At 67.3% G+C, this 26267-nt stretch carries 29 protein-coding genes; 12 read left to right on the top strand and 17 right to left on the bottom strand.

Annotated features, from left to right (window positions below; genetic code table 11):
- Nucleotides 1-55 precede the first annotated feature (55 nt).
- The 3 genes from gorA to pgi form a co-directional block, all read right to left on the bottom strand.
- Complete coding sequence (gene gorA / locus KF783_RS10045; RefSeq protein ID WP_294078803.1) at nucleotides 56-1402, bottom strand: glutathione-disulfide reductase; 1347 nt, start codon at nucleotides 1400-1402, stop codon at nucleotides 56-58.
- 126 nt (nucleotides 1403-1528) lie between these two features.
- On the bottom strand, nucleotides 1529-1828 hold the full coding sequence (locus KF783_RS10040; protein ID WP_294078800.1) for an alkylphosphonate utilization protein: 300 nt from the start codon (nucleotides 1826-1828) through the stop codon (nucleotides 1529-1531).
- A gap of 37 nt (nucleotides 1829-1865) precedes the next feature.
- The gene (gene pgi / locus KF783_RS10035; protein ID WP_294078797.1) at nucleotides 1866-3359 is read right to left on the bottom strand and encodes a glucose-6-phosphate isomerase; all 1494 of its coding nucleotides are present in this window, start codon (nucleotides 3357-3359) and stop codon (nucleotides 1866-1868) included.
- Nucleotides 3360-3475: 116 nt separating this feature from the next.
- Between pgi and lepB the strand changes: the two genes are divergently transcribed.
- The 3 genes from lepB to era all read left to right on the top strand — a co-directional run bounded on the left by lepB (nucleotide 3476) and on the right by era (nucleotide 6014).
- Nucleotides 3476-4306, top strand: a complete 831-nt coding sequence (gene lepB, locus KF783_RS10030; protein WP_294078793.1) for a signal peptidase I — start codon at nucleotides 3476-3478, stop codon at nucleotides 4304-4306.
- Nucleotides 4279-4971 (top strand): ribonuclease III, encoded by a 693-nt coding sequence (gene rnc / locus KF783_RS10025; protein ID WP_294078790.1) that lies wholly within the window; start codon nucleotides 4279-4281, stop codon nucleotides 4969-4971. The genes lepB and rnc overlap by 28 nt, the downstream gene beginning before the upstream one ends.
- Before the next feature lie 137 nt (nucleotides 4972-5108).
- The gene (era, locus tag KF783_RS10020; RefSeq protein WP_294078787.1) at nucleotides 5109-6014 is read left to right on the top strand and encodes a GTPase Era; all 906 of its coding nucleotides are present in this window, start codon (nucleotides 5109-5111) and stop codon (nucleotides 6012-6014) included.
- Between the two features lie 35 nt (nucleotides 6015-6049).
- On the opposite strand, the gene KF783_RS10015 is transcribed toward era, so the two are convergent.
- Together KF783_RS10015 and KF783_RS10010 are read right to left on the bottom strand one after the other, a co-directional pair.
- Entirely contained in the window at nucleotides 6050-6748 is a 699-nt protein-coding gene (locus tag KF783_RS10015; protein ID WP_294078784.1) for an NAD-dependent deacylase, read from the bottom strand.
- Nucleotides 6741-7739, bottom strand: coding sequence for a ligase-associated DNA damage response exonuclease (locus tag KF783_RS10010; protein ID WP_294078782.1), 999 nt, complete (start codon nucleotides 7737-7739; stop codon nucleotides 6741-6743). The genes KF783_RS10015 and KF783_RS10010 overlap by 8 nt, the downstream gene beginning before the upstream one ends.
- A 41-nt stretch (nucleotides 7740-7780) precedes the next feature.
- On the opposite strand from KF783_RS10010, the gene KF783_RS10005 reads away from it, so the two are divergent.
- From KF783_RS10005 to KF783_RS09990, 4 genes are all read left to right on the top strand, one after another.
- The gene (locus KF783_RS10005) at nucleotides 7781-10189 is read left to right on the top strand and encodes a ligase-associated DNA damage response DEXH box helicase (RefSeq protein ID WP_294078779.1); all 2409 of its coding nucleotides are present in this window, start codon (nucleotides 7781-7783) and stop codon (nucleotides 10187-10189) included.
- Nucleotides 10190-10230: 41 nt separating this feature from the next.
- Nucleotides 10231-11187, top strand: coding sequence for a retroviral-like aspartic protease family protein (locus tag KF783_RS10000; RefSeq protein ID WP_294078774.1), 957 nt, complete (start codon nucleotides 10231-10233; stop codon nucleotides 11185-11187).
- A 31-nt stretch (nucleotides 11188-11218) separates the two neighbouring features.
- A complete protein-coding gene (gene pdeM / locus KF783_RS09995) occupies nucleotides 11219-11881 on the top strand; it encodes a ligase-associated DNA damage response endonuclease PdeM (protein ID WP_294078771.1) in 663 nt (220 codons plus the stop codon).
- Nucleotides 11882-11977: 96 nt separating this feature from the next.
- Nucleotides 11978-12196 (top strand): hypothetical protein, encoded by a 219-nt coding sequence (locus KF783_RS09990; RefSeq protein WP_294078768.1) that lies wholly within the window; start codon nucleotides 11978-11980, stop codon nucleotides 12194-12196.
- Nucleotides 12197-12244: 48 nt separating this feature from the next.
- On the opposite strand, the gene KF783_RS09985 is transcribed toward KF783_RS09990, so the two are convergent.
- From KF783_RS09985 to KF783_RS09960, 6 genes are all read right to left on the bottom strand, one after another.
- Complete coding sequence (locus KF783_RS09985) at nucleotides 12245-12976, bottom strand: DUF2807 domain-containing protein (RefSeq protein WP_294078765.1); 732 nt, start codon at nucleotides 12974-12976, stop codon at nucleotides 12245-12247.
- An 82-nt stretch (nucleotides 12977-13058) separates the two neighbouring features.
- Nucleotides 13059-13772 (bottom strand): head GIN domain-containing protein, encoded by a 714-nt coding sequence (locus tag KF783_RS09980; RefSeq protein WP_294078762.1) that lies wholly within the window; start codon nucleotides 13770-13772, stop codon nucleotides 13059-13061.
- A 111-nt stretch (nucleotides 13773-13883) separates the two neighbouring features.
- Complete coding sequence (locus KF783_RS09975; RefSeq protein WP_294078759.1) at nucleotides 13884-14417, bottom strand: CarD family transcriptional regulator; 534 nt, start codon at nucleotides 14415-14417, stop codon at nucleotides 13884-13886.
- 261 nt (nucleotides 14418-14678) lie between these two features.
- Nucleotides 14679-15020 (bottom strand): ferredoxin FdxA, encoded by a 342-nt coding sequence (fdxA, locus tag KF783_RS09970; RefSeq protein ID WP_294078757.1) that lies wholly within the window; start codon nucleotides 15018-15020, stop codon nucleotides 14679-14681.
- Nucleotides 15021-15122: 102 nt separating this feature from the next.
- Complete coding sequence (locus tag KF783_RS09965; protein WP_294078754.1) at nucleotides 15123-15416, bottom strand: S4 domain-containing protein; 294 nt, start codon at nucleotides 15414-15416, stop codon at nucleotides 15123-15125.
- Nucleotides 15409-17910, bottom strand: coding sequence for a helicase-related protein (locus tag KF783_RS09960; protein WP_294078752.1), 2502 nt, complete (start codon nucleotides 17908-17910; stop codon nucleotides 15409-15411). The genes KF783_RS09965 and KF783_RS09960 overlap by 8 nt, the downstream gene beginning before the upstream one ends.
- A 121-nt stretch (nucleotides 17911-18031) precedes the next feature.
- On the opposite strand from KF783_RS09960, the gene KF783_RS09955 reads away from it, so the two are divergent.
- The gene (locus tag KF783_RS09955; RefSeq protein WP_294078749.1) at nucleotides 18032-18337 is read left to right on the top strand and encodes a hypothetical protein; all 306 of its coding nucleotides are present in this window, start codon (nucleotides 18032-18034) and stop codon (nucleotides 18335-18337) included.
- A 47-nt stretch (nucleotides 18338-18384) separates the two neighbouring features.
- Here KF783_RS09955 and KF783_RS09950 read toward each other — a convergent pair whose 3' ends face one another.
- Nucleotides 18385-19614, bottom strand: coding sequence for a phosphatidylserine/phosphatidylglycerophosphate/cardiolipin synthase family protein (locus KF783_RS09950; protein WP_294078746.1), 1230 nt, complete (start codon nucleotides 19612-19614; stop codon nucleotides 18385-18387).
- Nucleotides 19615-19961: 347 nt separating this feature from the next.
- Between KF783_RS09950 and rpoZ the strand changes: the two genes are divergently transcribed.
- From rpoZ to KF783_RS15810, 3 genes are all read left to right on the top strand, one after another.
- Entirely contained in the window at nucleotides 19962-20306 is a 345-nt protein-coding gene (rpoZ, locus tag KF783_RS09945; RefSeq protein ID WP_294078744.1) for a DNA-directed RNA polymerase subunit omega, read from the top strand.
- 406 nt (nucleotides 20307-20712) lie between these two features.
- Nucleotides 20713-21114: a hypothetical protein gene (locus KF783_RS09940; protein ID WP_294078742.1), complete on the top strand. Its 402-nt coding sequence runs from the start codon at nucleotides 20713-20715 to the stop codon at nucleotides 21112-21114.
- A 144-nt stretch (nucleotides 21115-21258) separates the two neighbouring features.
- Nucleotides 21259-21540 (top strand): SEC-C metal-binding domain-containing protein, encoded by a 282-nt coding sequence (locus KF783_RS15810; protein WP_366511725.1) that lies wholly within the window; start codon nucleotides 21259-21261, stop codon nucleotides 21538-21540.
- Between the two features lie 325 nt (nucleotides 21541-21865).
- Here the strand turns inward: KF783_RS15810 and KF783_RS09935 are convergent, their stop codons facing one another.
- The 3 genes from KF783_RS09935 to KF783_RS09925 are packed head-to-tail and all read right to left on the bottom strand — an operon-like array spanning nucleotide 21866 to nucleotide 23422.
- Nucleotides 21866-22915, bottom strand: coding sequence for a ribonucleotide-diphosphate reductase subunit beta (locus KF783_RS09935; protein WP_294078739.1), 1050 nt, complete (start codon nucleotides 22913-22915; stop codon nucleotides 21866-21868).
- A gap of 22 nt (nucleotides 22916-22937) precedes the next feature.
- Entirely contained in the window at nucleotides 22938-23123 is a 186-nt protein-coding gene (locus tag KF783_RS09930) for a hypothetical protein (protein ID WP_294078738.1), read from the bottom strand.
- Complete coding sequence (locus KF783_RS09925) at nucleotides 23120-23422, bottom strand: hypothetical protein (RefSeq protein ID WP_294078735.1); 303 nt, start codon at nucleotides 23420-23422, stop codon at nucleotides 23120-23122. The genes KF783_RS09930 and KF783_RS09925 overlap by 4 nt, the downstream gene beginning before the upstream one ends.
- Before the next feature lie 68 nt (nucleotides 23423-23490).
- Here KF783_RS09925 and KF783_RS09920 point away from each other — a divergent pair, with 68 nt between their 5' ends.
- On the top strand, nucleotides 23491-23751 hold the full coding sequence (locus KF783_RS09920; protein WP_294078732.1) for a DUF2171 domain-containing protein: 261 nt from the start codon (nucleotides 23491-23493) through the stop codon (nucleotides 23749-23751).
- A 2-nt stretch (nucleotides 23752-23753) separates the two neighbouring features.
- On the opposite strand, the gene KF783_RS09915 is transcribed toward KF783_RS09920, so the two are convergent.
- Entirely contained in the window at nucleotides 23754-24155 is a 402-nt protein-coding gene (locus KF783_RS09915; protein WP_294078729.1) for a hypothetical protein, read from the bottom strand.
- A gap of 17 nt (nucleotides 24156-24172) precedes the next feature.
- Nucleotides 24173-26122, bottom strand: a complete 1950-nt coding sequence (locus KF783_RS09910; protein WP_294079138.1) for a ribonucleoside-diphosphate reductase subunit alpha — start codon at nucleotides 26120-26122, stop codon at nucleotides 24173-24175.
- Nucleotides 26123-26267: the final 145 nt, after the last annotated feature.

Below are 26267 nucleotides of genomic sequence, written 5' to 3'. Positions count from 1 at the left end.
AATGGCGGAGGCTGCCGCGCAGCCTCTGGTCACCGCTGACGCGCTGACGTGCCAATCACTTCATCAGCACCAGTTCTTCCGCCATGCTGGGATGCAGCGCGACGGTCTGGTCGAACGCGTCCTTGGTCAGCCCGGCCTTCACCGCCACCGCCGCCGCCTGGAGGATTTCGGGCGCGTCGGGACCGATCATGTGGAGGCCCAGCACCTGCCCGGAATTGGGCTCGCAAATCATCTTGTAGAGCGCGCGTTCGTTGCGGGCGGCCAGCACGTTCTTCATCGCGCGGAAGTCAGAGGTATAGACGCGCACCGCCCCGTATTTCTGCTTCGCCTCGCTCTCGGTCATGCCGACCCCGGCGATCGGCGGGTGACTGAACACGGCTGAGGGGATGCAGCCATAATCGACGGTCGTCGGCTTGCCGCCGAACACGGTGTCGGCGAACGCCTGCCCCTCGCGGATCGCGACCGGGGTCAGCTGGACCCGGTTGGTGACGTCGCCTACCGCATAGATCGATTCGACCGAGGACCGGTTGTCGTCGCCAACCACCACCGCACCCTTCGAATCAAGCTCGACCCCGGCATCGGCCAGGCCCAGTGCTTCGGTATTGGGAACGCGACCCGTGGCGAACAGCACGCAATCCACCTCGATATCGTCATGATTGGTCATGCCGACCTTCAACGAGCCATCCGCCTGTTTCTCGATCCCGCGAAATTCGGCGTGGAAACGGAAATCGATCCCCTTGGTCATCGAAATCTGGAGCAGCCGGTCGCGAATCTGCTCGTCATAGCCGCGCAGGATCACGTCGGAGCGATTGATGAGCGTCACCTTGCTGCCGAATTCGTTGAAGATGCCGGCGAATTCGTTGGCGATATAGCCGGCGCCCGCGATCAGCACGCGCCGGGGGATCGCATCGAGGTGGAACACCTCGTTCGAGGTGATGCCCAGTTCGTGGCCGGGACAGCCGGGAACATGCGGGCGGGCGCCCACCGCGATCAGGATCTTGCCCGCCGTGATCCTCCGCCCGCTCGCCAGCGTCACGGTGTTCGGGCCGGACACGGTGGCGCGTTCGTGGATGATATCGACGCCATGGCTGTCGAGCGTGCTGGTATAGGCCTTGTTCAGGCGATCCACCTCCGACAGCACATTGTCGCGCAGGCACGTCCAGTCGAAATCGCAATCCGGGACGTTCCAGCCAAAACGGCGCGCATCCTTCAGATCCTCGGCGAAATGCGCGCCATAGACGAGCAGCTTCTTCGGGACGCAGCCGCGGATGACACAGGTGCCGCCGACGCGATATTCCTCGGCGATCGCCACCTTCGCCCCATGCGCGGCGGCGACGCGACTGGCGCGCACGCCCCCGGAACCCGCGCCGATGACGAAAAGGTCGTAGTCGGTATCGGCCATCGGGTACTCCTGCGTGATCGTCGCAGCGGGAGATAGGCTCGCGGGCCGGGATTGCCAACGCGACGGGCGCATTGCCCGCGCTCCTCGCCACCCCGGTCCGGTGCCGTGGCGACGATGGCGGGCGGGTCACCGCTTCCGCACGAACTCCGCGCGCAGCACCAGCCCCTTGATGCCGTCATATTTGCAATCGATCTCCTGGGCATCGCCGGTCAGACGGATCGACTTGATGAGCGTGCCGCGCTTGAGCGTCTGGCCGGCGCCCTTCACCGTCAGATCCTTGATCAGCGTCACCTGATCGCCGTCGGCGAGCAGGTTGCCGACCGAATCGCGGACCTCCACCACGTCCTCGGCGGACGTCGCGGCCAGCTGGGACGCGGGGACCCACTCGCCGCTGGCTTCGTCATAGACATAGTCGTCGTCGCTCATCTGCATTCCTTTGCTGGGTTAGGTACCGGTCTGCGTTTCAACCGAACGCACGCCGGATCAGGTCGGTGGTCGAGGGATCGAAATCCTGACCGCCCTGCTCCGCCGCCCTGGCCATTTCCTTGCCGAGTTCGACGCCGAACTGGTCGAACGGGTTGATGCCGAGCAGCACCGCGTTGACGAAGGTCCGGTGCTCGTAAAAGGCGAGGAGCGCGCCCAGCGCGCGCGGCTCCAGTTCGTCGAGCAGGATCGTCGTCGAAGGGCGATCGCCCGGATAGGCGCGTGCGCCGTCGGGGTTCGCCCGACCGGCCATCAGCGCCGCGCCCTGGGCGAATGCGTTGAGCAACAGCTGGCGATGATGATCCTCGGCCAGCGTGTCGCCACCCTCGATCACCGCGACGAATTCGAGCGGGACGATATGCGTCCCCTGATGCAGCAGCTGGAACACCGCATGCTGCGCATCGGTGCCGACCCCGCCCCAGGTGATCGGCGCGGTCGCCCGGCCGACCGGTTCGCCCTCGGCGGTGACCGATTTGCCGTTCGATTCCATCTCCAGCTGCTGAAGATAGGAGGGAAGCAGGCGCAGCCGTTCGTCATAGGCGAACACGCCCCGCGTCGCACAGCCGCGATTCTGGGTATAATAGAGGTCGGCAAAGGCGGCGAGCACCGGCACATTGCTGCGCAGATCGGTCAGGCGGAAATGGCGGTCCATCTCTGCCGCGCCGTCGAGCAGCGCCTCGAACGCGTCCCAGCCCAGCGCGATCGCGGCGGGGAAACCGATCGAGGACCACAGCGAGTAGCGGCCGCCGACGCTCTCGCTGAACGGCAGGATGCGGGTTTCGTCGATGCCCCATTCGATCGCCTTGTCCGGGGCGGCGGTCAGCGCGACGACGCGGCCATAGGGATCGTCCACACCATGTTCGCGCATCCAGTCGAGCGCGCTCTGCGCATTGAGCATGGTTTCGGTGGTCGTGAACGTCTTTGAGGCGAGGACGATCAGCGTGGCGTGCGGATCGAAGCTGGCGATCGCCTCCTCCAGCGCGCTGCCATCGACGTTCGACACGATCGCGACGTCATAGCGCCCGCCCTCACGCCCCAGCGCGTCGATCAGCAGTTCGGGGCCGAGCGCGGAACCGCCAATGCCGATATGCAGGACATGCGCGATCGGCCCCAGCGCGTCCGCCTCGATCGCGTCGATCAGGCCGCGCATCCGTGCGTGAAAGGCGGCGGCGCGCGCGACGCTATCGTCCGCGCCCTCGCCGCGTTCGGCGGTATGTTCGGCGGCACGCCCCTCGGTCACGTTGACCGCCTCGCCCGCGAACAGCGCATCACGCTTCGCGGCGAGGCCGGCATCACGCGCGAGTGCGGCAAAGGCGTCGAGCGCCGCCGCATCGAGATGGGTCTTGGAAAAATCGAAATGGATGTCCGCGACATCGGCGGTCAGCAGGCCGAGCCGGTCCGGATCGGCGGCGAACAGGTCGCGGAGCGGCACCGCCGGCAATGTTTCGATCCTGGTCCAGTCGGGGGTCGCCATAGCCTGTCTCCTGCGCATGTTCGGCGCGCATGTAGCGTGCCGTTCCGGGCATCGCCAGCCACCACCGCCCATCGTGGTGCCTTGACGATGCCACACACCGGCATCACAGCAGCGTCATGGACGATACCGCCCCCGCCGAGTCCGGCACCGCCCCGACCGAAACGCTACAGCCGCGCTCCGAATGGCGCGACACGCTGTCGTTCCTGATCAAGCTCGCGATCCTGGTATTCGTGGTGCGCAGCTTCGTCTTCGCACCGTTCAGCATTCCGTCCGGGTCGATGCTGCCGCGCCTGCTGGTCGGCGACTATCTGTTCATCACCAAATGGAACTATGGCTATTCGAAACATTCGCTGCCCTGGAGCCTGCCGCTCATCCCGGGCCGGATTTTCGCCGACGATCCGACCCGGGGGGACGTCGTCGTGTTCAAGGCGCCCCCGGGCGATCAGCAGGACTGGATCAAGCGCGTCATCGGCCTGCCGGGCGATACCGTACAGATGCGCGGCGGCGTGCTGATCCTGAACGGCAAGCCGATCCCGAAACAGCGGATCGCCGATTTCGTCGAGGCCGTATCCCCCAATACGCGGTGCAGCGCGGTATTCGAACAGGCGGGGCCGGACGGCAAGCCCGTGTGCCGCTACCCCCGCTATCGCGAGACGCTGCCCAACGGGAAGAGCTATGACGTGCTCGACCAGGGACAGACGATCGCCGACGACACCGCCGTGTTCACCGTGCCGGCGGGCCATGTGTTCCTGATGGGCGACAATCGCGACGATTCGATGGACAGCCGCTTTCCGCACGAAATGGGCGGCATCCGCTACGTCCCGATGGAGAATCTGGAGGGCAAGGCGGTGGTCAGCTTCTGGTCGACCGACGGCAGCGCCGAATGGATCCAGCCCTGGACCTGGTTCACCGCCGCGCGATGGAAGCGCATCGGGGAAGGCTTTTGAGCGAGGCGCTGTCCGGCTGGCTGGCCGGCGTGCTGGACGAAGTGCCGGATGACACCGCGCGTTACGCGCGCGCGCTGACCCATGGCAGCCAGAGCGCGTCGAACTACGAACGACTGGAATTTCTGGGCGACCGCGTGCTGGGGCTGACGATCGCCGACTGGCTGTTCGAGCGCTTTCCCGACGAACCGGAGGGGAAGCTGTCGCGCCGGCTCAACTCGCTGGTCACCGGTCCGGTCTGCGCCGATGTCGCGCGGGAAATCGGCGTGCCGGCGCATCTGAAGCTGGGCAAACAGGCGCGCGACGACGGCGCGGCGTCGAGCGACAATGTGCTGGGCGACGTGATGGAGGCGCTGATCGGCGCGCATTTCCTGAATCGCGGGTTCGATCCGGCCCGCGCGCTGGTACGGCGGCTGTGGGCGAGCCGGATCGACAGCCAGGCGGCGGCACCCAAACATCCCAAATCGGCGTTGCAGGAATGGGCGGCGGCGAACAACCGGCGCCCGCCCGACTATGTGCTGCTCGACCGGTCCGGCCCGGGCCATGCCCCGCGATTCCGGGTAAAGGCGGCGATCGGCACGCTGGCCGAGGCCGAGGGTGAGGGAAGCAGCAAGCAGGAGGCAGAGACGGCCGCCGCCGCGGCGCTGCTGGATCGGCTTTCCGATTAGCCACCACCCGGGCTTGTCCCGGGGTCCGGGGTGCGGCAAATGCGCGGTGCGCCGACCTTTGCCGGCGGCGGCATGTGCCGCCCGGTGGACCGGAACGTCCGGGGCGGCGCATTTCTTGGGGTGAATGGAGTGGTTTTTTGACAAGCGGTGAACCGCAACGCTGTGGCCTGATCGCCGTCGTCGGCGCGCCGAATGCCGGCAAATCGACGCTGGTGAACGCGTTGGTCGGGCAGAAGGTCGCGATCGTCAGCCCGAAGGCGCAGACGACGCGCACCCGGCTGATGGGCATCGCGATTCTGGGCGATGCGCAGCTGTTGCTGGTCGATACGCCCGGCATCTTCGACCCGTCCCGGCGGCTCGACCGGGCGATGGTCGCGGCGGCGTGGGAGGGCGCGAGCGGCGCGGACCTGATCGCGCTGGTGGTCGATGGCAAGGGCGGGATCGGACCGAAGGTGCGCGCGATCGCGGAAAGCCTGAAGGACCGGCGCGAAAAGAAGCTGCTGATCCTCAACAAGGTCGATATCGCCGACAAACCGCGGCTGCTGGGCCATGCCGCGACGCTCAACGCGCTGGCCGCGTTCGACGATACCTATTTCGTGTCCGCGACGACCGGCGACGGCGTCGCGGAACTGAAGGCGGCGCTGGCCGCGCGGATGCCTGCGGGGCCGTGGCATTTCCCCGAAGATCAGGTGTCCGACGCGACCGACCGGATGCTGGCCGCCGAGATCACCCGCGAACAGCTGTATCACCAGCTGCACGCCGAATTGCCCTATGCCAGCGCGATCGAGACCGAACGCTATAGCGAGCGCGAGGACGGGTCGGTGGAGATCCACCAGCAGATCCTGGTCGGCCGCGAGACGCAGCGCGCGATCGTGCTGGGCAAGGGCGGATCGCGGATCAGGGAAATCGGCGCGCGCGCCCGCGCGGAGCTGATGCAGCTGCTGGGCGTGAAGGTGCATCTGTATCTGCACGTGAAGGTGCGGCCGGGCTGGGAAGAGGATCGCAGCCTGTATCGCGAGATCGGGCTGGACTGGGTCGAATAGGCCCGGACCCTGCGACCGGTCTCGCCCGGCGGACGTCAGCCCAGCAGCGAATCGACCCAGTCGGGGACCAGCGTTCCCGCCGGGCCGAGCCGGCTGTCGGCAAACCATCCGCTGCCCTCGGACCGTTCGAGGTTGAGCTCCAGCGTGCCGGCGCCGTGATAGCGCGCGGTGCGCACGAACCCGGCGGCCGGATAGACCGCCCCGGACGTGCCGATCGAAACGAACAGATCCGCCCGCGCGATCGCGGCATCGATCGCGTCCATCCCGTATGGCATCTCGCCAAAGAACACGATGTCGGGACGAAGCTCCGGCGCGCCGCACCGGTCACAGCGGGTGCCGGGCGAAAGGGCGCCGGCATGGGGCGTCCGTTCGCCGCACGCCGCGCACAGCGCGGACCTGAGCTCGCCATGCATATGGAGGAGCCGCTTCGATCCCGCGCGCTCGTGCAGATCATCGACATTCTGGGTGACGAGCAGGAATTCGCCCGGCCATTCCGCATCGAGCCGGGCAAGTGCGCGGTGGGCGGCATTGGGTTCGACCCGGGCAAGGTTGGCGCGGCGTTCGTCATAGAAGCGGTGGACCAGCGCCGGGTCGCGGGCGAGCGCTTCGGGGGTACAGACATCCTCGACCCGATGCCCCTCCCACAGCCCGCCCGGCCCGCGAAAGGTCGCGACGCCGCTTTCGGCGGAGACTCCCGCGCCGGTGAGGACGACGATGTTGCGGATATCAGTCATCCTCGTCCTCATAGCCCGAAAGTTCGAGCGCGCGTGCGCGAATCTGGTGCTGGGCGCACCAGTGGACCAGCGCGTCCTCACGGCCATGGGTCACCCACACTTCGCGCGGGGCGATCTCGCGCAATGTGCGGGTGAGCTCGTCCCAGTCGGCATGGTCGGACAGGATCAGCGGCAGCTCGACATTGCGCTGGCGTGCGCGCTGGCGGATCCGCATCCATCCGCTCGCCATCGCCGTCACCGGATCGGGCAGCCGGCGCGACCAGCGATCGTTGAGCGCGCCGGGAGGACAGAGAATGATGCGGCCCTGAAGCTCCTTCCGCGCGACTCCGGTGGCAGGGCGCAGTTCGCCCAGATCGACGCCATGTTCGGCATAGAGATCGCACAGCTTCTGAAGCGCGCCGTGGATGTAGATCGGGTCGTCGAACCCCATGGCGCGCAGCTCGGCGATCACCCGCTGCGCCTTGCCCAGCGCATAGGCGCCGACCAGGACGCAGCGTTCGGGCTCGGCACGCAGCGCCGCGAGCAGCTTGTCGATCTCGTCGCTGGTTTCCGGGTGGCGAAAGACCGGCAGGCCAAAGGTCGCCTCGGTCACGAAGACATCGCATCTCACCGGCCGGAACGGTTCGCAGGTGGGATCGGGCCGGCGTTTATAGTCCCCCGACACGACGATCCGTTCACCGGCATGGTCCAGCACGATCTGCGCGGATCCCAGGACATGGCCCGCCGGCACGAAACCGATATCGACGCCCGCCATCGTCACCGTTGCCCCGTACCCGACCGGATGGCCGGTCTGGGGGCCATAGCGGGCGGCCATGATCGCCAGCGTTTCCGGCGTCGCCCATACCTCGCCATGGCCACCACGCGCGTGATCGGCATGGCCGTGGGTGACAAAGGCGCGCGGCCTGGGCTGTGACGGATCGATCCAGATGTCGGCGGCGGGAATGTAGATCCCGTCCGATTGCGGGTGCAGCCAGTCGCCGAGCGTTGCCATCCCCCCTATATGCGCAGGATGGCCGGCGGTTCCCAGATCGGATGAGCGACCTTCCCCACATCCTGCGCGACTGGTTCGTGGCGCGGGGCTGGACGCCGCGACGGCACCAGCTCGAAATGCTGGCCCAGGCGCGCGCCGGGCGGCATGCGCTGCTGGTCGCGGCCACCGGGGCGGGCAAGACGCTGGCGGGGTTCCTGCCGACGCTCACCGAGCTGGTGGAGGCACCCGCCGACGGACTTCACACTCTCTATATCTCGCCGCTCAAGGCGCTGGCTGTGGACGTCCAGCGCAATCTGCTGACTCCGATCGCGGAGATGGACCTGCCGATCCGGGTCGAAACGCGGACCGGCGATACCCCGCACGAACGCAAGGTGCGCCAGCGCGCGCGACCGCCCCAGATTCTGCTGACCACCCCCGAATCGCTCAGCCTGTTGCTGTCCTATGAAGACAGTTTCGCGATGTTCGCCGGGCTGAAGACGGTGGTGGTGGATGAGGTCCACGCCTTTGCCACCGGCAAGCGCGGCGACCTGTTGTCGCTGTGTCTCGCGCGGTTGCAGTCGATCGCCCCCGCGCTGCGCCGCGTGGCGCTGTCTGCCACCGTCGCCGACCCGGACGGCTATCGCGCCTGGCTGGCCCCGCATGGCGACATCGATTCCGTCGCGCTGGTGAAGGGCGATCCGGGCGCGGCGCCGGATATCGCCATCCTGCTGCCCGAAGGGCGGGTGCCATGGTCGGGCCATTCGGGCCGCTATGCCGCGCCGCAGGTGATGGCGGAGATCGAAACGCACCGCACCACGATCGTCTTCTGCAACACGCGCGGCCTGGCCGAGCTGATCTTTCAGGATCTGTGGAAGGCGAACGCGCTGGGGCTGCCGATCGCGATCCACCATGGCAGCCTGAGCCTGGAGGCACGGCGGCGGGCGGAACAGGCGATGGCGGAGGGCCGGTTGCGCGGACTGGTCGCGACCGCCAGCCTGGATCTGGGCGTCGATTGGGGCGATGTCGACTGCGTGATCCAGATGGGGGCGCCGAAGGGAAGCTCACGGCTGTTGCAGCGGATCGGTCGCGCCAACCACCGGCTCGACGAACCGAGCGAGGCGGTGCTGGTCCCGGGTAACCGCTTCGAATATCTGGAGGCGCGCGCGGCGCTGGATGCGGTCGATGCGGGCGAGCTGGACGCCGATATCTTTCGTCCCGGCGCGCTCGACGTGCTGGCGCAGCATATCATGGCATGCGCCTGCGCCGCGCCGTTCGATCCGGACGAAATGCTGCACGAGGTGCGCGCAGCATTGCCCTATTCCGCACTGACCGACGCGACGTTCGATCGCGTGCTGAACTATATCGCCGATGGCGGCTATGCGCTGCGCGCCTATGACAAGTTCAAACGGCTGACGCGCGACGGCGACGGCCGCTGGCGGGTGACCAGCCCCGGCTTTGTCGCGCAGCACCGGCTGAATGCCGGAATCATCGTCGAGGCGCCGATGCTGGATGTGCGGTTCCGCAACGGCCGCCGGCTTGGCAAGGTGGAGGAGAATTTCGCCGCCTCGCTTTCCCCCGGCGACACCTTTTCCTTCGCCGGGCTGAGCCTGGAGGTCGAGAAGATCGAGGCGACCGACGTGATCGTCCGTGCGACCGCAAAGCCGGCGCGCATCCCCAGCTACATGGGTGCGCGGCTGGCGCTGACCACGAACCTGTCGCGCCGGGTACGCGAATTCCTGTGGGATCGCGATGCCTGGCGGCGCTTTCCCGAGGATGTGCGCGCGTGGCTGGAGGTACAGGATCGCCGCTCGCAGCTGCCCCCGCCCGACCGGCTGCTGGTCGAAACCTTTCCGCATGAGGGGCGGCATCACATGGTCGCCTATAGTTTCGAGGGGTGGAATGCCCATCAGTCGCTGGGCATGCTGGTGACGCGGCGGATGGAGGCGCTGGGGCTGAAGCCGACCGGATTCGTCGCCAACGACTATGCGCTGGCCTGTTACGGGCTTGAGAAGATCGAGAATCCCGCCGCGCTCTTCTCGCCCGATATCCTGGAGGACGAGTTCGTCGAATGGGTCCAGGGATCGGCACTGCTCAAGCGCGCGTTCCGCGAGGTGGCGGTGATCGGCGGACTGGTCGAGCGGCACCATCCGGGCAAGAGGAAGTCCGGTCGGCAGGTCAGCTTTTCGACGGACCTGATCTATGACGTGCTGCGCAAATACGAGCCCGACCACCTGCTGCTGCGCGCGGCATGGGAGGATGCCCGCGCGCGGATGACCGATGTCGGCCGGCTGGCCGACCTGCTCGATCGTGCGGCCGGGACGATGCTGCACGTCGATCTGCCGCGGGTAACGCCGCTGGCGGTGCCGGTGCTCGTGATGATCGGTCGCGAGACTGTTCAGCAGGGCAGTGCCGAGGACGAGATCCTGATCGAGGCCGAGGCGCTGGCGGCGGAGGCGATGCGCATCGATTGAGGGTGATTGCTGCGCAGCATGGATCGGCATATCCTGCCGCCATGGGACTACGTTTCCTCCTTGCGCTGCTCGGCGCTGCCGGGGCCGGCCCGGCCCTGTCGCAGGATGCCGGCCCCGCGCCACGGACGCCGCCCGACGGGACGGTGGCGCTGGGCGAACTGGCGACGCGGATGACCGTGCCGGTATCGATCCGCGATGCGCCGCCGCAACCCTTCGTCATCGATACCGGTGCGGAACGATCCGTGGTCTCGCGCCAGCTTGCCAGCCGGCTGGGCCTGGGTGCGGGACCGCAGGTGGTGCTGACGACGATGACCGGCAGCGCGCGGGTCGGTACGGTCGTCGTCCCCTCGCTCGCGGTCGGGCCGGTCCGCGACGAACGCGCGTTCAACGCGCCCGCGCTGGAGGCGGCGCATCTCGGCGCGCAGGGGCTGCTGGGCATCGACCAGCTGCGCGCGCATATGGTCACGATCGATTTCGACCGGAACGAGATGGCGGTGCGCCGCTCAAGGCTGGAGGAACGGGGCGAGCGGGTCCGGCCGGACCTGACCGAAATCGTCGTCACGGCACGCAACCGGTTCGGCCAGCTGATCGTCACCGAGGCGGAGTTCGAGGGCGTGCGGGTGACCGTGGTGATGGATACCGGGTCGCAGATCAGCATGGGCAATCTGGCGCTGCAACGGCGACTGCGCCGCATTCCGTTGCAGGGACCGATCACGCTGACCAGCGTGACGGGCGAGCAGATGACGGTGAACTATCACGTCGCGGATCGGGTGAAGCTGGGCGGGATCGCGATCCGCAACCTGCCGGTCGCCTTTGCCGATGTCGCGCCGTTCGAGAAGTTCGGCCTGACCCAGCGGCCGGCGCTGATGCTGGGGATGGATGCGATGCGCGTGTTCAACCGGATCGAGATCGACTTTCCCGCGCGCAAGGTGCGGTTCCAGATCCCGCGCGACCGGACCCGGTTCCGCGACAATATGTGGAATTTCGGGACCGGTTGACGGGGCCGCTCCATGCGGCGATAGCGATGCCATGGTTCCCTTTTCGTTCGCCGGTCGCGCGCTGCACGCCCTGTCCGAGGGTGCGCTGTACTGGCCGGCGCGGCGCGCGCTGATCGTCGCCGACCTGCATCTGGAGAAGGCGAGCTGGTTCGCGAAGGGCGGGCAGATGCTGCCGCCCTATGATTCGATCGCGACGCTTAGCGCGCTCGCCGCCCTGATCGCGCGAACGCAGGCGCGCGAGCTGTGGTGCCTGGGCGACAGTTTCCACGATTCGGCCGGATGCGAACGCTTGCCGGCGGCGGCGCGCGCGACATTGACCGCGCTGACCGGATCGCTGCGCTGGGTATGGATTACCGGCAATCACGACGCGGCGATGATCGATCATTGCGGCGGGGAAATCGTCGCCGAGGCCGAGGTCGATGGCCTGATGCTGCGGCATGAGGCGGAGCCGATCGAGATGCGGCCCGAACTGTCGGGCCATTTCCATCCGAAGCTGCGCGTGCGGCTGCGCGGGCGACAGGTGGCGCGGCGCTGTTTCGTCGCGACGGAGCGCAAGCTGATCCTGCCGGCATTTGGCGCGCTGACCGGCGGGCTGGACGCGCACCATCCGGAGATCGTCCGCGCGGTGGGACGACGGGCAGAGGCGCTGGTAGCGCTGGAGGACCGGCTGCTGCGCTTTCCCATCGCGGCGTGACGCCGATCGCATCCGGGTTCGATCCATCGCCACATTGCGCCGGATGCCGCCCGCGCCCGTCTCCCCGAATCCAGAACGATTCAGGGGGATGAGATCATGTCAGCCTATCGGATCGCCGTCGCGGGGCAGAGCGCCATGTTCGAGCGCGGGTTCGCGGTCGTCCCGTCGCCCGGCGACATCTTTCAGATGGCGAGCGGCAGCTGGTTCCAGATCGACGGCGTGATGCATGATCCGGTCGGAGCGCACGCCCCGGAGTGGCTCATCCAGGCGCACGCCGTGCAGGCCCATGGCTGGTCTGAGACGCCATGGCGGTAAGGTGATCGGGCCAGGGGAAGCGGCAAACGGGACGGGGCGGGATCTGGGCTAACGCCGACGTTCGGTCTTGCCCGCGCAGGCGGCGGGGCCGGGGCCGGCGAGGCGGCAGGTGGCGTTGCCGGCCACGATGACCTTGCCGGTGCCGAGCACGGTCACTTCCGCCGTGAAGCGCGCGGCGAAGCTGCTGTCGCCCGCGCTCTGCGAATTCACCCACAGATCGTTGGCGGGCATCGCGCCGGCATCGATCGATCCGGCGCCGAAGTTCGAGAAACGGGCGTTGCGCGCGCTGCCCCCGGCGATCTTCACCGCGCCGGTTCCGGTAAGCGTCGTCACCAGCTGGTCCGCCTCGATCCGGCCGATCGCGAGCGAGCCGGAGCCGTTGACGCCAAGATCGATCCGCTGGCCGCGCATCGCGTCGATTTCGAGCGCGCCACCGCCATTGACGTTGGCGGCACGCAGCCCGCGCGCGGACAGGGTGACGATCGCCGTCCCCTCCTTTTCGCGCCACCCGTCCCATGTCGTGGCGGCGATGCCGACGATCAGCGTCCCGCCCTGGTTGCGCACGCTGATCCGATCGATTGCGCGCCGCTCTCCGGAAATCGTGGCGCTGGGCGGGCCATCGCCGATCACCCGCACCTTGAACGGCCCATCGACGCGGATGCGTTCATAACCGGTCAGCATGATCCGGCGTTCGTCGGGTGCGGCGGCGGGCGGCGCGGCGGTGGCGGCGAGCAGCGCGGCGGGAAGCAACAGCGGCGCTGCGACCCGACGAAGACGCATCGGAGGCATCAGACGTAACATGGGGCGAGGCATCGCACCGATCCCCCGCCCCATGCAAGCCACACGATGCGAACGCCGGAACCTAGCTACAGCGCGCCTTGCCCGACCCCATCGCACTGACCGAGCATTTGGCGCCGCCGGTCAGCACCGCGTCCCCCGATCCGACGATCGAGATGTCGGCGGTGCCGGTCACCTGCGCCCGGACATTGCCGGAGCCGGCGATCGAGATGTCACTCTTTTCCGCCTTCAGGTTCGGGGCATCGACGTCCCCCGAACCGGCGATGGAGATATCGACGACGCTGGCAAGGCCGGCGATCGCGAGGTCGCCCGAGCCGGCGATCGACAGGTCCGCCTTACCGCCACGGTACTCCGCGATGCGCAGATTGCCCGAGCCGGCAATGGACGCGTCAAGGTCGCCCTGGGCGCGCGCGACGTTCATGTCGCCCGATCCGGCGACGCTGGCGCTGACAAGGCGCGGCAGGGTGACGATCACCTTGGCATGCTGGCCCTTGCCCCAGTTCCAGCTGTCGCTCTTGCGCCCGATGCGCAGCGTGTCGCCATCCTTGCGGATCTCCAGCCGGTCGAGCAGGGTGGCATCGCCCTCCGCCGTGACGGCGAAGGGTCCCGCGCGCACCTCGACATTGTCCGATCCGCGCAGCGAGACGCCGGTAAAGCCGGCAACCTGGTAGCTGCGGGTCGAGCCGCTGCCGGAGGCTTCGACGATTTCACCGCTCATGCCGCTGGCATAGTTGCAGGCGGCGAGCGGCAGCATCGCGGCGAGAAGAGCAATTTTCATCCGGGTCCTCCCATGTGTATTGTACACATAATACACTGATTGGGGCCGAACTGCAAATGAAAAGGGCGGCCGTCGCCAGCCGCCCGTTTCGTTGTCGGGAGTCGGCGCGGCTCAGGCCGGCGCCTTGTCCTTGTTATAGATCGCTGCGGCCTTGCGCAGAATGTCGAGAATCTTCTCGAGCGCCGCCTTCTCGTCGATCTCTTCCATCGCGGCGAGTTCGCGGGCGAGCCGGCTGGCGGCGGCCTCGAAGATCTGGCGCTCCGAATAGCTCTGCTCGGGCTGGTCGTCGGCACGGAACAGGTCGCGGACCACTTCGGCGATCGATACCAGATCGCCCGAATTGATCTTCGCTTCATATTCCTGCGCGCGGCGCGACCACATGGTGCGCTTGACCTTCGGCTTGCCCTTCAGCGTGTCGAGCGCTTCCTTGAGCGTCTTGTCGCTCGACAGCTTGCGCATCCCCACGCTCTCCGCCTTGTTGGTCGGAACGCGGAGCGTCATCTTCTCTTTCTCAAAGCGCAGCACATAAAGTTCGAGCTGCATGCCCGCGATTTCAGATTTCTGGAGTTCGATCACACGGCCCACGCCATGCTTGGGATAAACGACATAATCGCCGACGTCGAAGGACAGCGCCTTGGCAGCCATGTAGGGAAGCCTTTCCAACTTGGTGCGCCCGAAAGGGATTGCGCGGCACGCCCGGTGCGGATACCGGGAGGACGACGCCGGTTCGGGGCAAATGTACAACGGTCTCCAGTACCGAAACGCGAATCCTCGCGTTCGGTGGGCGGTTTAACATAGATGCAATAAAATTACCACCCCGGAATCCACGGATCCCGGGGTCTTCACATCGACAAACGCCTGACGCGACTCGATTTTCGGCCGCGCGTCACCCGCGCCGGCGCGCGATCAATCGCCCGCGCCCGGCTCCGGCGAGAAATATTTCTCGAACTTGCCTTCCTCACCCTTGTGCGCGTCGGCGTCGGCCGGGGTCTGGTCGCCCTTGCGGGTGACATTGGGCCATTGGGCGGAGAAATTGTTGTTGAGTTCCAGCCATTGCTCAAGCCCGCTCTCGGTATCGGGCAGGATCGCTTCGGCCGGGCATTCCGGCTCGCACACGCCGCAATCGATACATTCATTGGGATTGATGACGAGCATGTTCTCGCCCTCATAGAAACAATCGACCGGGCAGACCTCGACGCAGTCCATATATTTGCAGCGGATACAGGCGTCGGTGACGACGTAGGTCATGGCGGTGGCGGTCCCGTAAAGCCCCCAAACGGGCGGTCGATGCCCCCTGCTATGCCCAGGTGCCGGGCGCGTCAATCAGGTCGCGCTTGCTGCGACACATTCTCAATCCAGCGGAGAGACCGGGCCGGGGAGCAGTTCCTGATAGAGCGCCGCCGCCTCGGCCGGGGGACCGCGACGGCGCGGAAGCGCCTCGACGCGCAGTACCCGCACCCGCCCGCGCAGCGGAAAGGCGATGACCGAGCCGACGCGGACCTGTGCCGACGAGCGCTCGATCCGCCGCCCGTCCAGCCGCAGCGTCGCGGTCGCGACCAGCTCCTGCGCATCGCCGCGACTCTTCACCAACCGCGCGAACCACAAAAAGCGGTCGAGCCGCATCGTCGCGGCGGCGTCAGTCATCGATCAGTTCGCCAAGCGCCGCGAACGCATGGCCCATCGACGTATCGCGAGGCGCCGGCCGCGGCCGGGCGAGCGGGGTCAGCCCCTTCCACACCCAGCGCGGCGGCGCGTCCTTTGGCGCGCGCACGCTGCGGAACCCGAGCTGCGCCATCAGCCGCGAGAGCGTGTCGGGGGTAAGCCCCATCGAGGTCGCGAGCGCGGGATCGGGCGCAAAGGGCGCGCGGCCGCCCTTTCCCCCCTTTGGCCGCGCGTCATGCGCGGCGCGGGCGATCCGTTCGACCAGATCGACGCGTACCGCCTGTTGGCCGAGCGGCCGGAACCCGTGGTCGAGCGTCGCGCCGGGCGCGTTGCGGGGAAGGGTCGTGGCGCCATCGCGGGGCGCATCGGTCAGTCCGAACAACGCGCGGCGCGCGGCGGCGGCGCGCGGCTTCAGGACGCCGGGCGCGAAGATATCGAGCGCCCCGATCGTCACACCCGCCTTGCGCAGCAACTTGCGGTCCGGGGCGTCGAGCTGTTCGACCAGCACCCCGGCTGCGCGGCGCGGCAGCAGGCCGCCGGCATCCACCAGCAATCCGGCGAGCGCGCGCACGCGTGGTCCGGCATCGACGTTCTCGCGCAGCGCGTCGAGGGTCGCGAGATCGGGCAGATCGGCGGCGAGGCGTTCCGCGATCCAGCGGGCGATCCGCGCCTGCGCCGCCTGGCGCATCGGCGGATCGAGCACGTCCAGCGCACGCTCCAGCCGGATACGCGGCCGGATTCGGTTCGCGGTGCGATCGAGCGTCGCGACGCGCGCGCCCTGCCAGAACACGCCATCATCGTCCTGCACCAGATCGGCGGCCCCGGCATCCGCCAGCATCATGCCACGCCGCCGATATTCCGCGACCAGCCCCTTTTCGGCGGCGGCGAGCAGCATGCGCTTGTCGGCGACGCGCGCGTCCGCGGCGACGGCGAAATGAAATCCGGTCAGTTGGCCGAGCACATGCTCCTCGACACTCACCTCGCCCTCCGGCCCGACCACGACCGGCAGGTTCGACGCGTCGGCACCGATCTGACGCAGCAACACCGTCGTCCGCTTGTCGACGAACCGCTGGGTCAGGCCGGCATGGAGCGCGTCCGACAGCTTTTCCTCCAGCGCGCGGGTGCGGTCGGCCCAGTGGGCGGGATCGGCCAGCCAGTCCGAACGCTGGGCGATATAGGCCCAGCTTCGCGCCGCGGCGATCCGTCCCGCGATCGTCTCGACATCGCCATCGATGCGGTCCAGCCGCGCGATCTCGTCGGCGAACCACGGGTGGGGAATATGGCCCGCGCCTTCGCTCAGATGCCGAAAGACGCGGGCGACGAGCCGGGCATGCGGATCGGCGCCGAGCTTGCGGAAATCGGGCAGTCCGCACGCCGCCCACAGCCGCGCGACCATCGCCGGCGACCTGGTGCGATCGCGCACCCAGTCCTCACCCGCCAGCCGCCGCAGCACCGCGAGATCGACCGCTTCGGGCGCGGCGCGCAACACCGGCGAATCGGGTTTGCGCTCAAGGCTGGCGATCAGCGCGTCGATGCCGGTCAGATCGACCTCGCCCTCGCGCCAGTACAGATGGTCGAGGGCCGGAAACCGGTGGGACTCGATCGCCATGATCTCTTCGGGCGTGAACGCGCCAGGCCCTTCTTCGACCAGCGCGCCGAAGGTGCCGTCGCGCTGGTGCCGACCGGCCCGGCCGGCGATCTGCGCCATCTCCGCCACGGTCAGCCGCCGCGCGCGCCTCCCGTCGAACTTGCGCAGCGAGGCGAAGGCGACATGATCGACGTCGAGATTGAGGCCCATGCCGATCGCATCGGTGGCGACAAGATAATCGACCTCGCCCGACTGGAACATCGCGACCTGGGCGTTGCGGGTGCGCGGGCTGAGCGCCCCCATCACCACTGCCGCGCCGCCGCGCAGTCGCCGCAGCGTTTCGGCGACGGCATAGACTTCCTCGGCACTGAACGCGACGATCGCGGAGCGGCGGGGCAGGCGCGACAGCTTTTTCGCGCCGGCATAGCTGAGCGTCGAAAAGCGCGGGCGTCCGATCACCTCCGCGTCGGGAACCAGCTTGCGCAGCACCGGGCGCAGCGTGTCGGAGCCCAGGATCATCGTCTCGTCGCGGCCCCGTGCGCGCAGGATCCGGTCGGTGAAGACATGGCCACGCTCCGGGTCGGCGCCCAGCTGCCCCTCGTCGATCGCGACGAAGCCGAGATCACGGTTCACCGGCATCGATTCGACGGTACACAGGAACCAGCGCGCGCCCGGTGGCACGATCCGCTCCTCCCCCGTGACCAGCGCCACCTCGCGCGGCCCCTTCAGCGCGACGACGCGGTCATACACTTCCCGCGCGAGCAGGCGCAGCGGGAAACCGATCATGCCGCTCGAATGGCCGCACAGCCGCTCGATCGCCAGATGCGTCTTGCCGGTGTTGGTGGGACCCAGCACGGCGGTGACCGGACTGTTCGCGAAACCGCTCATACCGGGACCCAAGATCGCGTCGGAACCGCGCGGGCGCAAGGGGCCTCTCGCGCTGGCCGCCGGTTCGCGGTAAAAGGCCGGACCGGTACGATCGGCGTACCGGTTCGGAGACGTGACTTCCATGAAGATTGCCCTGTACGCCGCCGCGCTCGCGGCCCTGCTTCCGGCGCCTGCCGTGCTGGCCCAGACCGAGCCGGTCACCGCCGCGGCGACCGCCAAATTCAACCTCGACACTCCGATCGAGGCGATCGTGGCGGACGAGAAGGCGAAGGCGGTGCTGGATGCCGACCTGCCCGGCGTATCGACGCACCAGTCCTATGACATGTTCAAGGCGATGAGCCTGAAGCAGCTGTCCGCCTATGCCGCCGACAAGCTGACCCCCGAAGTGCTCGCCAAGGTCGAGAAGGACCTCGCGGCGATCAAGTGACCCTGGCGCCCCCGGGTGCGCGCGCATCCGGGGGCGATTGCCCGCACCTAATCCCGTGGCCCGATGTTGAGCCAGCGCGTGAGCCGGTAATCGAGCACGCCGACCACCAGATAGACCGCCGCCTGCATGATCCGCGTGAGCAGCCCGGTGCGCTGACGGTGCAGCGCGGCCGTCACCTCGCGCGATCGGGCGACTTCGCCATCGACATAGGCGCGGACATGCGCGGCAAAGGCGCGATCCTCGATCCGCAGCATCACCTCAAGATTGAGGAACAGGCTGCGCATGTCGAAATTGGCGGATCCGATCTGCACCGCGTCGTCGATCACGAACAGCTTCGTATGCAGTTTCGTCGGCAGATATTCGAACACCCGCACCCCGCGCCGCAGCAACCCGCGATAGGTGAAGCGCGCGGCGTGGAGCGTCAGGTAGTTGTCGGTGATCGACGGGACGACGACCCGCACCTGCCCCCCGCGCCGCGCCGCGCGGCCAAGGCGCAGCAGCATCGCCGGGCTGGGAAAGAAATAGGCGGCCAGCACGTCGATCGTCCGGGCGCCCTTCATGTCGCGGCGCACCGCGCGCGCCCAGGGCGAAAGCCGGCGGGTCGGGCCGCCGAGCAGCCAGCGCAGCCGCCCGTCCGGCTCGCTCCAGTCCGACAGTGCCTGGCGCAGCTTGCGCAATGGCGCGCGTTCGCGCCGGACCCAGCGCCACAGCGCGTCGAAATAGCCCGACAGCCGCGCCGCCGCCGGGCCTTCGACCAGCAGGCCAAGATCGCGCCAGCCGTCGCTGCCCGGCGCGCCGAAATAATCGTCCTGGATGTTGAAGCCGCCAATGATGATCCGCGCGTCGGCCCCTTCGGCATCGGCGATCGCGATCTTCTGGTGGTTGCGCAACAGATAGCGGCGGCCGAAACGGGGAACGAAGAAACAGACGCGCCCGCCGGCATCGCGCAGCGCGCCAAAGAAATCGCGGTCCTTGGCCGGATCGCTCCCCAGGCCATCGACGATCAGCGTCACCTGCACCCCGCGCCGCGCGGCATCGCCAAGCGCGTCGCGCACCCGCGCGCCCACCGCATCGTCGCTGTAGATATAATAGAGCAGGCGCAGCGAAATGCGCGCGTCGGCGATCAGGCCGAGCAACGCGTCGAGCCGGCGCGGGCCGGTGTCGAGCAGCGTCAGCCGGTTGCCGTCCACCGCGAACACCGGCTGGACCGCGGGCGCGGGCGGCAGGCCGGCGGGAATGTCGCGCCCCGGCGCGGCGGGAGATGGCGCCTGATCCATGCGCGGCGGGATTGCACCAGCACGCGCGGCGATGCCAGCCTCCTTTTCCGCTGCGCCGCTGCGCCCTGCGCAGCCTGTCCCGCGATGCGCCGCGCCGTCGCGGCCTGTTGCTGCTCCGCCCACTCTGCCGCCCGGCCGCGCGTTTGAGTTTGCGGCACCAGCCCGCCCCCCCACCCGGCCACCCAAACGAGTATATTGATGGGTGGCCGGGTGGGGGAGCGGGCTGGTGCCGCACGCGGACGGGATGCCAATCCCGGCCTGCCAAACGCCCGATTTTCTTGACTCCGCAGGTCGCCTCCCCTATCTGGCCCGCTTTCCCGCAGCTTTGCGTTAGAAGGAAGCGTTTCATGGCGCGCGTCACCGTCGAGGATTGCGTCGACAAGGTATCCAACCGGTTCGATCTGGTGCTGCTGGCAGCCCAGCGCGCCCGGCAGATTTCAGGCGGCGCGGAGCTGACCATCGACCGCGACCGCGACAAGAACCCGGTCGTCGCGCTGCGCGAGATCGCCGAAGAGACCGTGCGCCCCACCCATCTGGAAGAGTCGCTGGTCGGCAGCCTGCAAAAGGTGCAGATCGACGACGAGGAAGCGCCGGACGAAATCGGCAGCCTGGCCGCATCGGCCGAAGCGCTGCGCCTGACCGCCGCCGCCCCGCCGCGCAACCAGAATCTGGGCGCCGACTACGACGGCTGATCCCGGGTTTCCGGTACCGAGTTTCAGATCGCCCGGCCGTGTGAGCGGTCCGGGCGATTTTTTGCGCGCGCTCTTTCGGTTCGCGCGGCGACGTGAGCGCGCGGAGAGGGGCGTCCCCGGCACGACGTGACGTTTCCACGGAGGCCCCGTGCGTACAGCGCGGTTCCGCAACATGCGCGCGTCGGGGGATGTCTTTACCTTCGCGCGCACCGGCGCTAGAGGCGACGCACTCGTCCGGATGGTCCGGACCGATTTGCCGGGGAGGGCGCCCATGTTCACGCACGCACACGCGCGTCCAGCGGCATCGCGGCCAGCCACGGCTGTGTAGCGCGCCGGCGCACGCCGCCGGCCTTCGCTTTCCGACATCGATCGATCGGCCCGCGCGCCCGCGCGGGGGAGCAAATTCATGTATCTGCGCTTCATGGCGCCGGGGTGGGAAGTCCGCCGCGGCGTCGACCGCGGCCTGTTTGGCCCGGCCTATTCCCATTTGAGCGACGCGGCGACGCCGGATGGCATCGCGCGCGCGATTGGTCATGAGATCGAGTGGTTCGAGCGCGAACTGCCGGTGCCGCGCCGGCGCGCGTTCTGCGTCCGGTCGAAACGGTGCTGGCGGGCCGACGGCATCTGCTGGTTCCGCGACGACGCGCGGGCGATGATCGCGCACGCGCATGTGCTGGCGGCGTTGCTGACCGAACTGGGCGTGTGGGTGACGCGCCACCGGACCGATCGGCCCGGCACGATCCTGTACCGCGACGACTGGCAGATCATCGCCAAGCCCGATGACGCGACCCCGACCCGGTGGCACTGAGCCGCCGCGTCGGGGCGACCGAACATTCAACGCAAGAGGAGGCAATCATGCGACACCAGGACGACGCGCCCCGGTTTCGAGCGCAGCGCGAAGCGGCGTAGGGGCTATCCATCCGAAACCCGGGTCAAGCGCGGCCTGCGTACCGTGCGCGGGGGCGAGGTCGAACTGCTCGAGCGGCTGGGCCGCAACGATCCGTGTCCGTGCGGATCGGGCCGGCGGTTCAAGGCATGCTGTCTTCGCTCCGGCCGGTTTCGACGGAATGATGCGGCGCGATTACTGGCGGTGAGGGGGCCATGGGGGAGCATGCGCGGTCTCGCGCCTGGCCCGACCTGGTCGTGTCCGGTTCGGTGCGAATGGCGCGGGCCTATGCTCCCCCCGACGGCGGTGGCTGTGGCACCGGTAGCCCCCGGAACAAGTCCGGGGTGACGTTGGGGGCAGTGGTGCGCAGCGCGCCCTCCCCTCCCTGCGTCACCCCGGCCCCGTGCCGGGGTCCACCGGGAGGCGAAGCAACATCCTTGACTAGGTGAGAGATCTCGCTGCCGTGAATGCTGTCAGCTCGCTCCAAGAGAAGATAAACTCGGGTCCATGGGGGTCTGACGGTTCGACAAAAAACCGGGCGAGGCGCATTTGAGAGCAGTTATCTTCCAAGCCGCGTTCTACGCGTCGGGCAAAACGAAGATGACCCGCTCTCCGATAGCGACCAGCAGCCCATTCGCGAGACCTTAGCGTGTAAATTTCCTCGTCGGTCATGTCATTCCGCCGCGACCGTCCCATCAAACAACCCACCCTCGGCCGCATCCTCGTTCGCCGCCGGGCCGGCCTTCGCCTTCTGCCGCTTGTCGAAACTGTCCCACACCTCGTTCCAGTTCCCCTTGGTCGCGCCCTTCGAATACTCCGTCGCGCGGGTTTCGAAGAAGTTGGCGTGCTCGACGCCGTTGAGCAGCGGGGTGAGCCAGGGGAGCGGGTGTTCGTCGATCATGTAGATCGGCTTCAGGCCGAGCTGGTTGAGGCGCCAGTCGGCGATGAAGCGGATATACTTCTTGATTTCCTTGGGCGTCATGCCGGGGACCGGCCCCTGTTCGAAGGCGAGGTCGATGAACGCGTCCTCGAGCCGGACGGTCGTCTGGCACACGTCCATGATGTCGTCCTTCACCGCCTTGGTCAGGCACTGGCGTTCCTTGACGAAGGCGTGGAACAGGCGGGTGATGCCTTCGCAATGCAGGCTTTCGTCGCGGACCGACCAGCTGACGATCTGGCCCATGCCCTTCATCTTGTTGAAGCGCGGGAAGTTCATCAGCATCGCGAAGCTGGCGAAGAGCTGAAGCCCCTCGGTAAAGCCGCCGAACATGGCGAGCGTCTTCGCGATATCCTCGTCCGTTTCGACCCCGAAGCGCTGAAGGTAATCGTGCTTGTCCTTCATCTCGCTATATTCGAGGAACATGCCATATTCGCTTTCGGGCATGCCGATCGTGTCGAGCAGGTGCGAATAGGCGGCGATATGCACCGTTTCCATGTTCGAGAAGGCGGCGAGCATCATCTTGATCTCGGTCGGCTTGAACACGCGGCCATATTTTTCGTGGTAGCAATCCTGCACCTCGACATCCGCCTGGGTGAAGAAGCGGAAGATCTGCGTCAGCAAATTGCGTTCATGGTCGGTGAGTTTCTGCGCCCAGTCGCGGCAATCCTCGCCCAGCGGCACTTCCTCGGGCAGCCAGTGGACCTGCTGCTGGCGCTTCCAAAACTCATACGCCCAGGGATATTCGAACGGCTTGTAGGTCTTGCGGGCTTCGAGAAGAGGCATGGGACGGGTCCTTGGGCGTTGATCAGAGTGAAAGGGCGAACACCAGCGCGAAGCCGGTGAGGAAGAGGCAGAGCGCGACCAGCATCATGCCGGCGATGCGCGCGGCATAGCGCGCCTCCACCGTCGCGGCGGGGCGGCGGAGCAGCGCAACGCCGGCGGCGCCCGACGCGAGGCCGATCCCGGCCTGAATGGCGAGCGCGCGGGTCAATCGGGTACCCTCACGACCTTTTCGCGCACGATCACCTTCTTGCCGCGCCACGATCCGACGCCGAACACGACGATGCCGAGGAAAAAGCCGAAATCATACCAGCCGCCATTGTTGGGAACCGCATAGACCGCGACATCGGGGACGAAGAGCGAGAGCACCCAGGCGACCGGAAAGATGAAGCCGTGCCACAGGCCGAGCAGGAAGCCGGGCGCGCCGGGCTGAACCGCGGTCGATACCTGTTGCGCGCACGCGGCGAGCATGGCGAGCGCCGGGATGGCGGCGAGGCTGCGAAACTTCATCGGCATTCTCCTGCATCGAATGGCCCGCGCGGGCGTTGTGGGACATGAAACGCATGAGGAGACGCGACGTGACCGACACCAGCAACATCCGCGAACATATGGAAGTCATCGGCGCCGATGGCGTCCACCTGGGTACCGTCGATAAGATCGAGGGCGACCGCATCAAGCTGACCAAGGCCGATAGCGGCGCGCAGATCGAGGGCGCGACGGGCAGCCATGAAGGGCATCATCACTATGTCTCGATCGGGCTGATCGCCGATGTCGAAGGCGACAAGGTGCGGTTGAGCGCCACCGCGGCGAACGCGTTCATGTTCATCGAGGAAAAGTGAGGTCAACCTCCCCCTTCCGTCACGGGAGGGGAAGATTGCGCCGCCAGTCGCCCGCCCCGTTTTTGCGCGCGCCGTTCGCGATCGCGCAGGCGGCGGCGCCTGCGTTCGCGTTCGCGGCCCACCCGGCTCATGACGACAAGGAACAGCGGCACGCCGGCCGGCACCAACCATAAGGCCGCGAACAACAGCCACGCATACCACCCGCCCGACAGCAACCGATAGCTGAGCGGGAGCGCCGCCAGGATCTTGAGCCGGCCCACTTGCGGCATCGCCGGATCGACCAGCGGATGGATCGCGACGAAAAACGTCACGACCAGCCACAGGCCGAACACGCTCCAGACGAGCACGAGCATGCGCCGGTGATGCCGGTCGCGACGCACACGCCAGTCCGGCGGGAGAGCCATCGCGGCGGCTCAAAGGATTACTGGCAAGCAAGGCACTCATCGTAATCGGTGCTCTCACCCAGGTTGAACTGCGGCTTTTCGATCGTGTTGTCCGCCTCAACCCCGCCCGCGAAGCCGGCGCGCTGCACCGATTTCGAGCGGAGGTAATAGAGCGACTTGATGCCCAGTTCCCATGCGCGGAAGTGGAGCATCAGCAGGTCCCACTTCTCGACATCGGCCGGGATGAACAGGTTCAGCGAGGCCGACTGGTCGATATAGGGCGTGCGATCGGCGGCAAGTTCGAGCAGCCAGCGCTGATCGATCTCGAAGCTGGTCTTGTAGCAATCCTTTTCCTCCTGGCTGAGGAAGTCGAGATGCTGGACGCTGCCGCCATGTTCGAGGATCGAATTCCACACCGCGTCGGAATTCTTCGACTTCTCGATCAGGATCTTCTCGAGATAGGGGTTGCGGACCACGAAGCTGCCCGAAAGCGTCTTGTGGGTGTAGATGTTCGCCGGGATCGGCTCGATGCACGCCGAGGTGCCGCCGCAGATGATGCTGATCGACGCGGTCGGCGCGATCGCCATCTTGCAGCTGAAACGCTCCATCACCCCCATGTCGGCGGCGTCGGGACACGGGCCGCGCTCGACCGCGAGCTGCATCGACGCCTCGTTCACCTGCGCGTTGATGTGCTTGAAGATGTTGAGGTTCAGCGCCTTGGCCATCGCGCCCTCGAACGGCAGGCCCCGCGCCTGGAGGAACGAGTGATAGCCCATGACGCCAAGGCCGACCGAGCGTTCGCGCGCGGCGGAATAGGCGGCCTTTTCCATGCCCGGCTCGGCGCGGTCGATATAGTCCTGAAGGACGTTGTCGAGGAAGCGCATCACATCCTCGATAAAGCCCTTATGCCCCTTCCACTCGTCCCAGGTTTCGAGGTTCAGCGACGAGAGACAGCACACCGCCGTGCGCTCATTGCCCAGATGATCCTTGCCGGTGGGCAGGGTGATCTCCGAACACAGGTTCGAGGTCGATACCTTGAGCCCCAGATCGCGATGATGCTTGGGCATGTTGTTGTTCACATGATCGGCGAACACGATGTACGGCTCACCGGTCGCAAGGCGGGTTTCGACCAGCTTCTGGAACAGCGCCCGCGCATCGACCTTGCCGCGCTCCGACCCGTCCTTGGGGCTGCGCAGCGTCCATTCGGCGCCGTCGCGCACCGCCTCCATGAACGCGTCGGGGATGAGGACGCCATGATGGAGGTTCAGCGCCTTGCGGTTGAAGTCGCCCGAGGGTTTGCGGATTTCGAGGAATTCCTCGATCTCCGGATGCGAGATGTCGAGATAGCAGGCGGCCGAGCCGCGCCGCAGCGACCCCTGCGAAATCGCCAGCGTCAGGCTGTCCATCACGCGCACGAACGGAATGATGCCGCTGGTCTTGCCATTGAGACCGACCGGTTCGCCGATGCCGCGCACATTGCCCCAATAGGTGCCGATGCCGCCGCCGCGCGAGGCGAGCCACACATTCTCGTTCCAGGTATCGACGATGCCGTCGAGGCTGTCCGGCACCGAGTTGAGGAAACAGCTGATCGGCAGACCGCGCCCGGTGCCGCCGTTCGAGAGGACCGGCGTCGCCGGCATGAACCACAGTTTCGACACATAGTCGTAGATGCGCTGCGCATGCGCGGCATCGTCGGCATAGGCCGAAGCGACGCGCACGAACAGGTCCTGGAACGTCTCGCCGGGAAGCAGATAACGGTCCTTCAGCGTCTCCTTGCCGAATTCGGTGAGCAGCGCGTCGCGCGAATGATCGACCTCGACCGGATAGGGCCGCGGGTTCACCGCCTTCGAATCGCGCTTCTTCGCCTTGGCCGGCTTTTCGGCGGCGGCGGGCGCCTGCGCCGCGCCCGGCTTGGCGTCTGCGACGAGGTCTGCGGTGTCGGTTACGGTTTCACTCACGCTCGATTCCTGGCTGTCTCGAAAATCCATCACTGATCGTTCCCCCTGCCCGTCCGATCACGACTCGGGAGAAGCCGGCGATGCTATCATCGCACGCACGCGGGCGTGAGAACAAAAAGTGTCCATCGCCCCCGGCCAGGCACGGCGCGACCGATCCGCGATATGGCATCGCAGG

It is taken from the genome of Sphingomonas sp. (genome assembly GCF_019635455.1).
Lineage (GTDB): Bacteria > Pseudomonadota > Alphaproteobacteria > Sphingomonadales > Sphingomonadaceae > Sphingomonas.
Note: the sequence above shows the minus strand (reverse complement) of the source record. Positions and strands in the feature narration are given on the sequence as shown.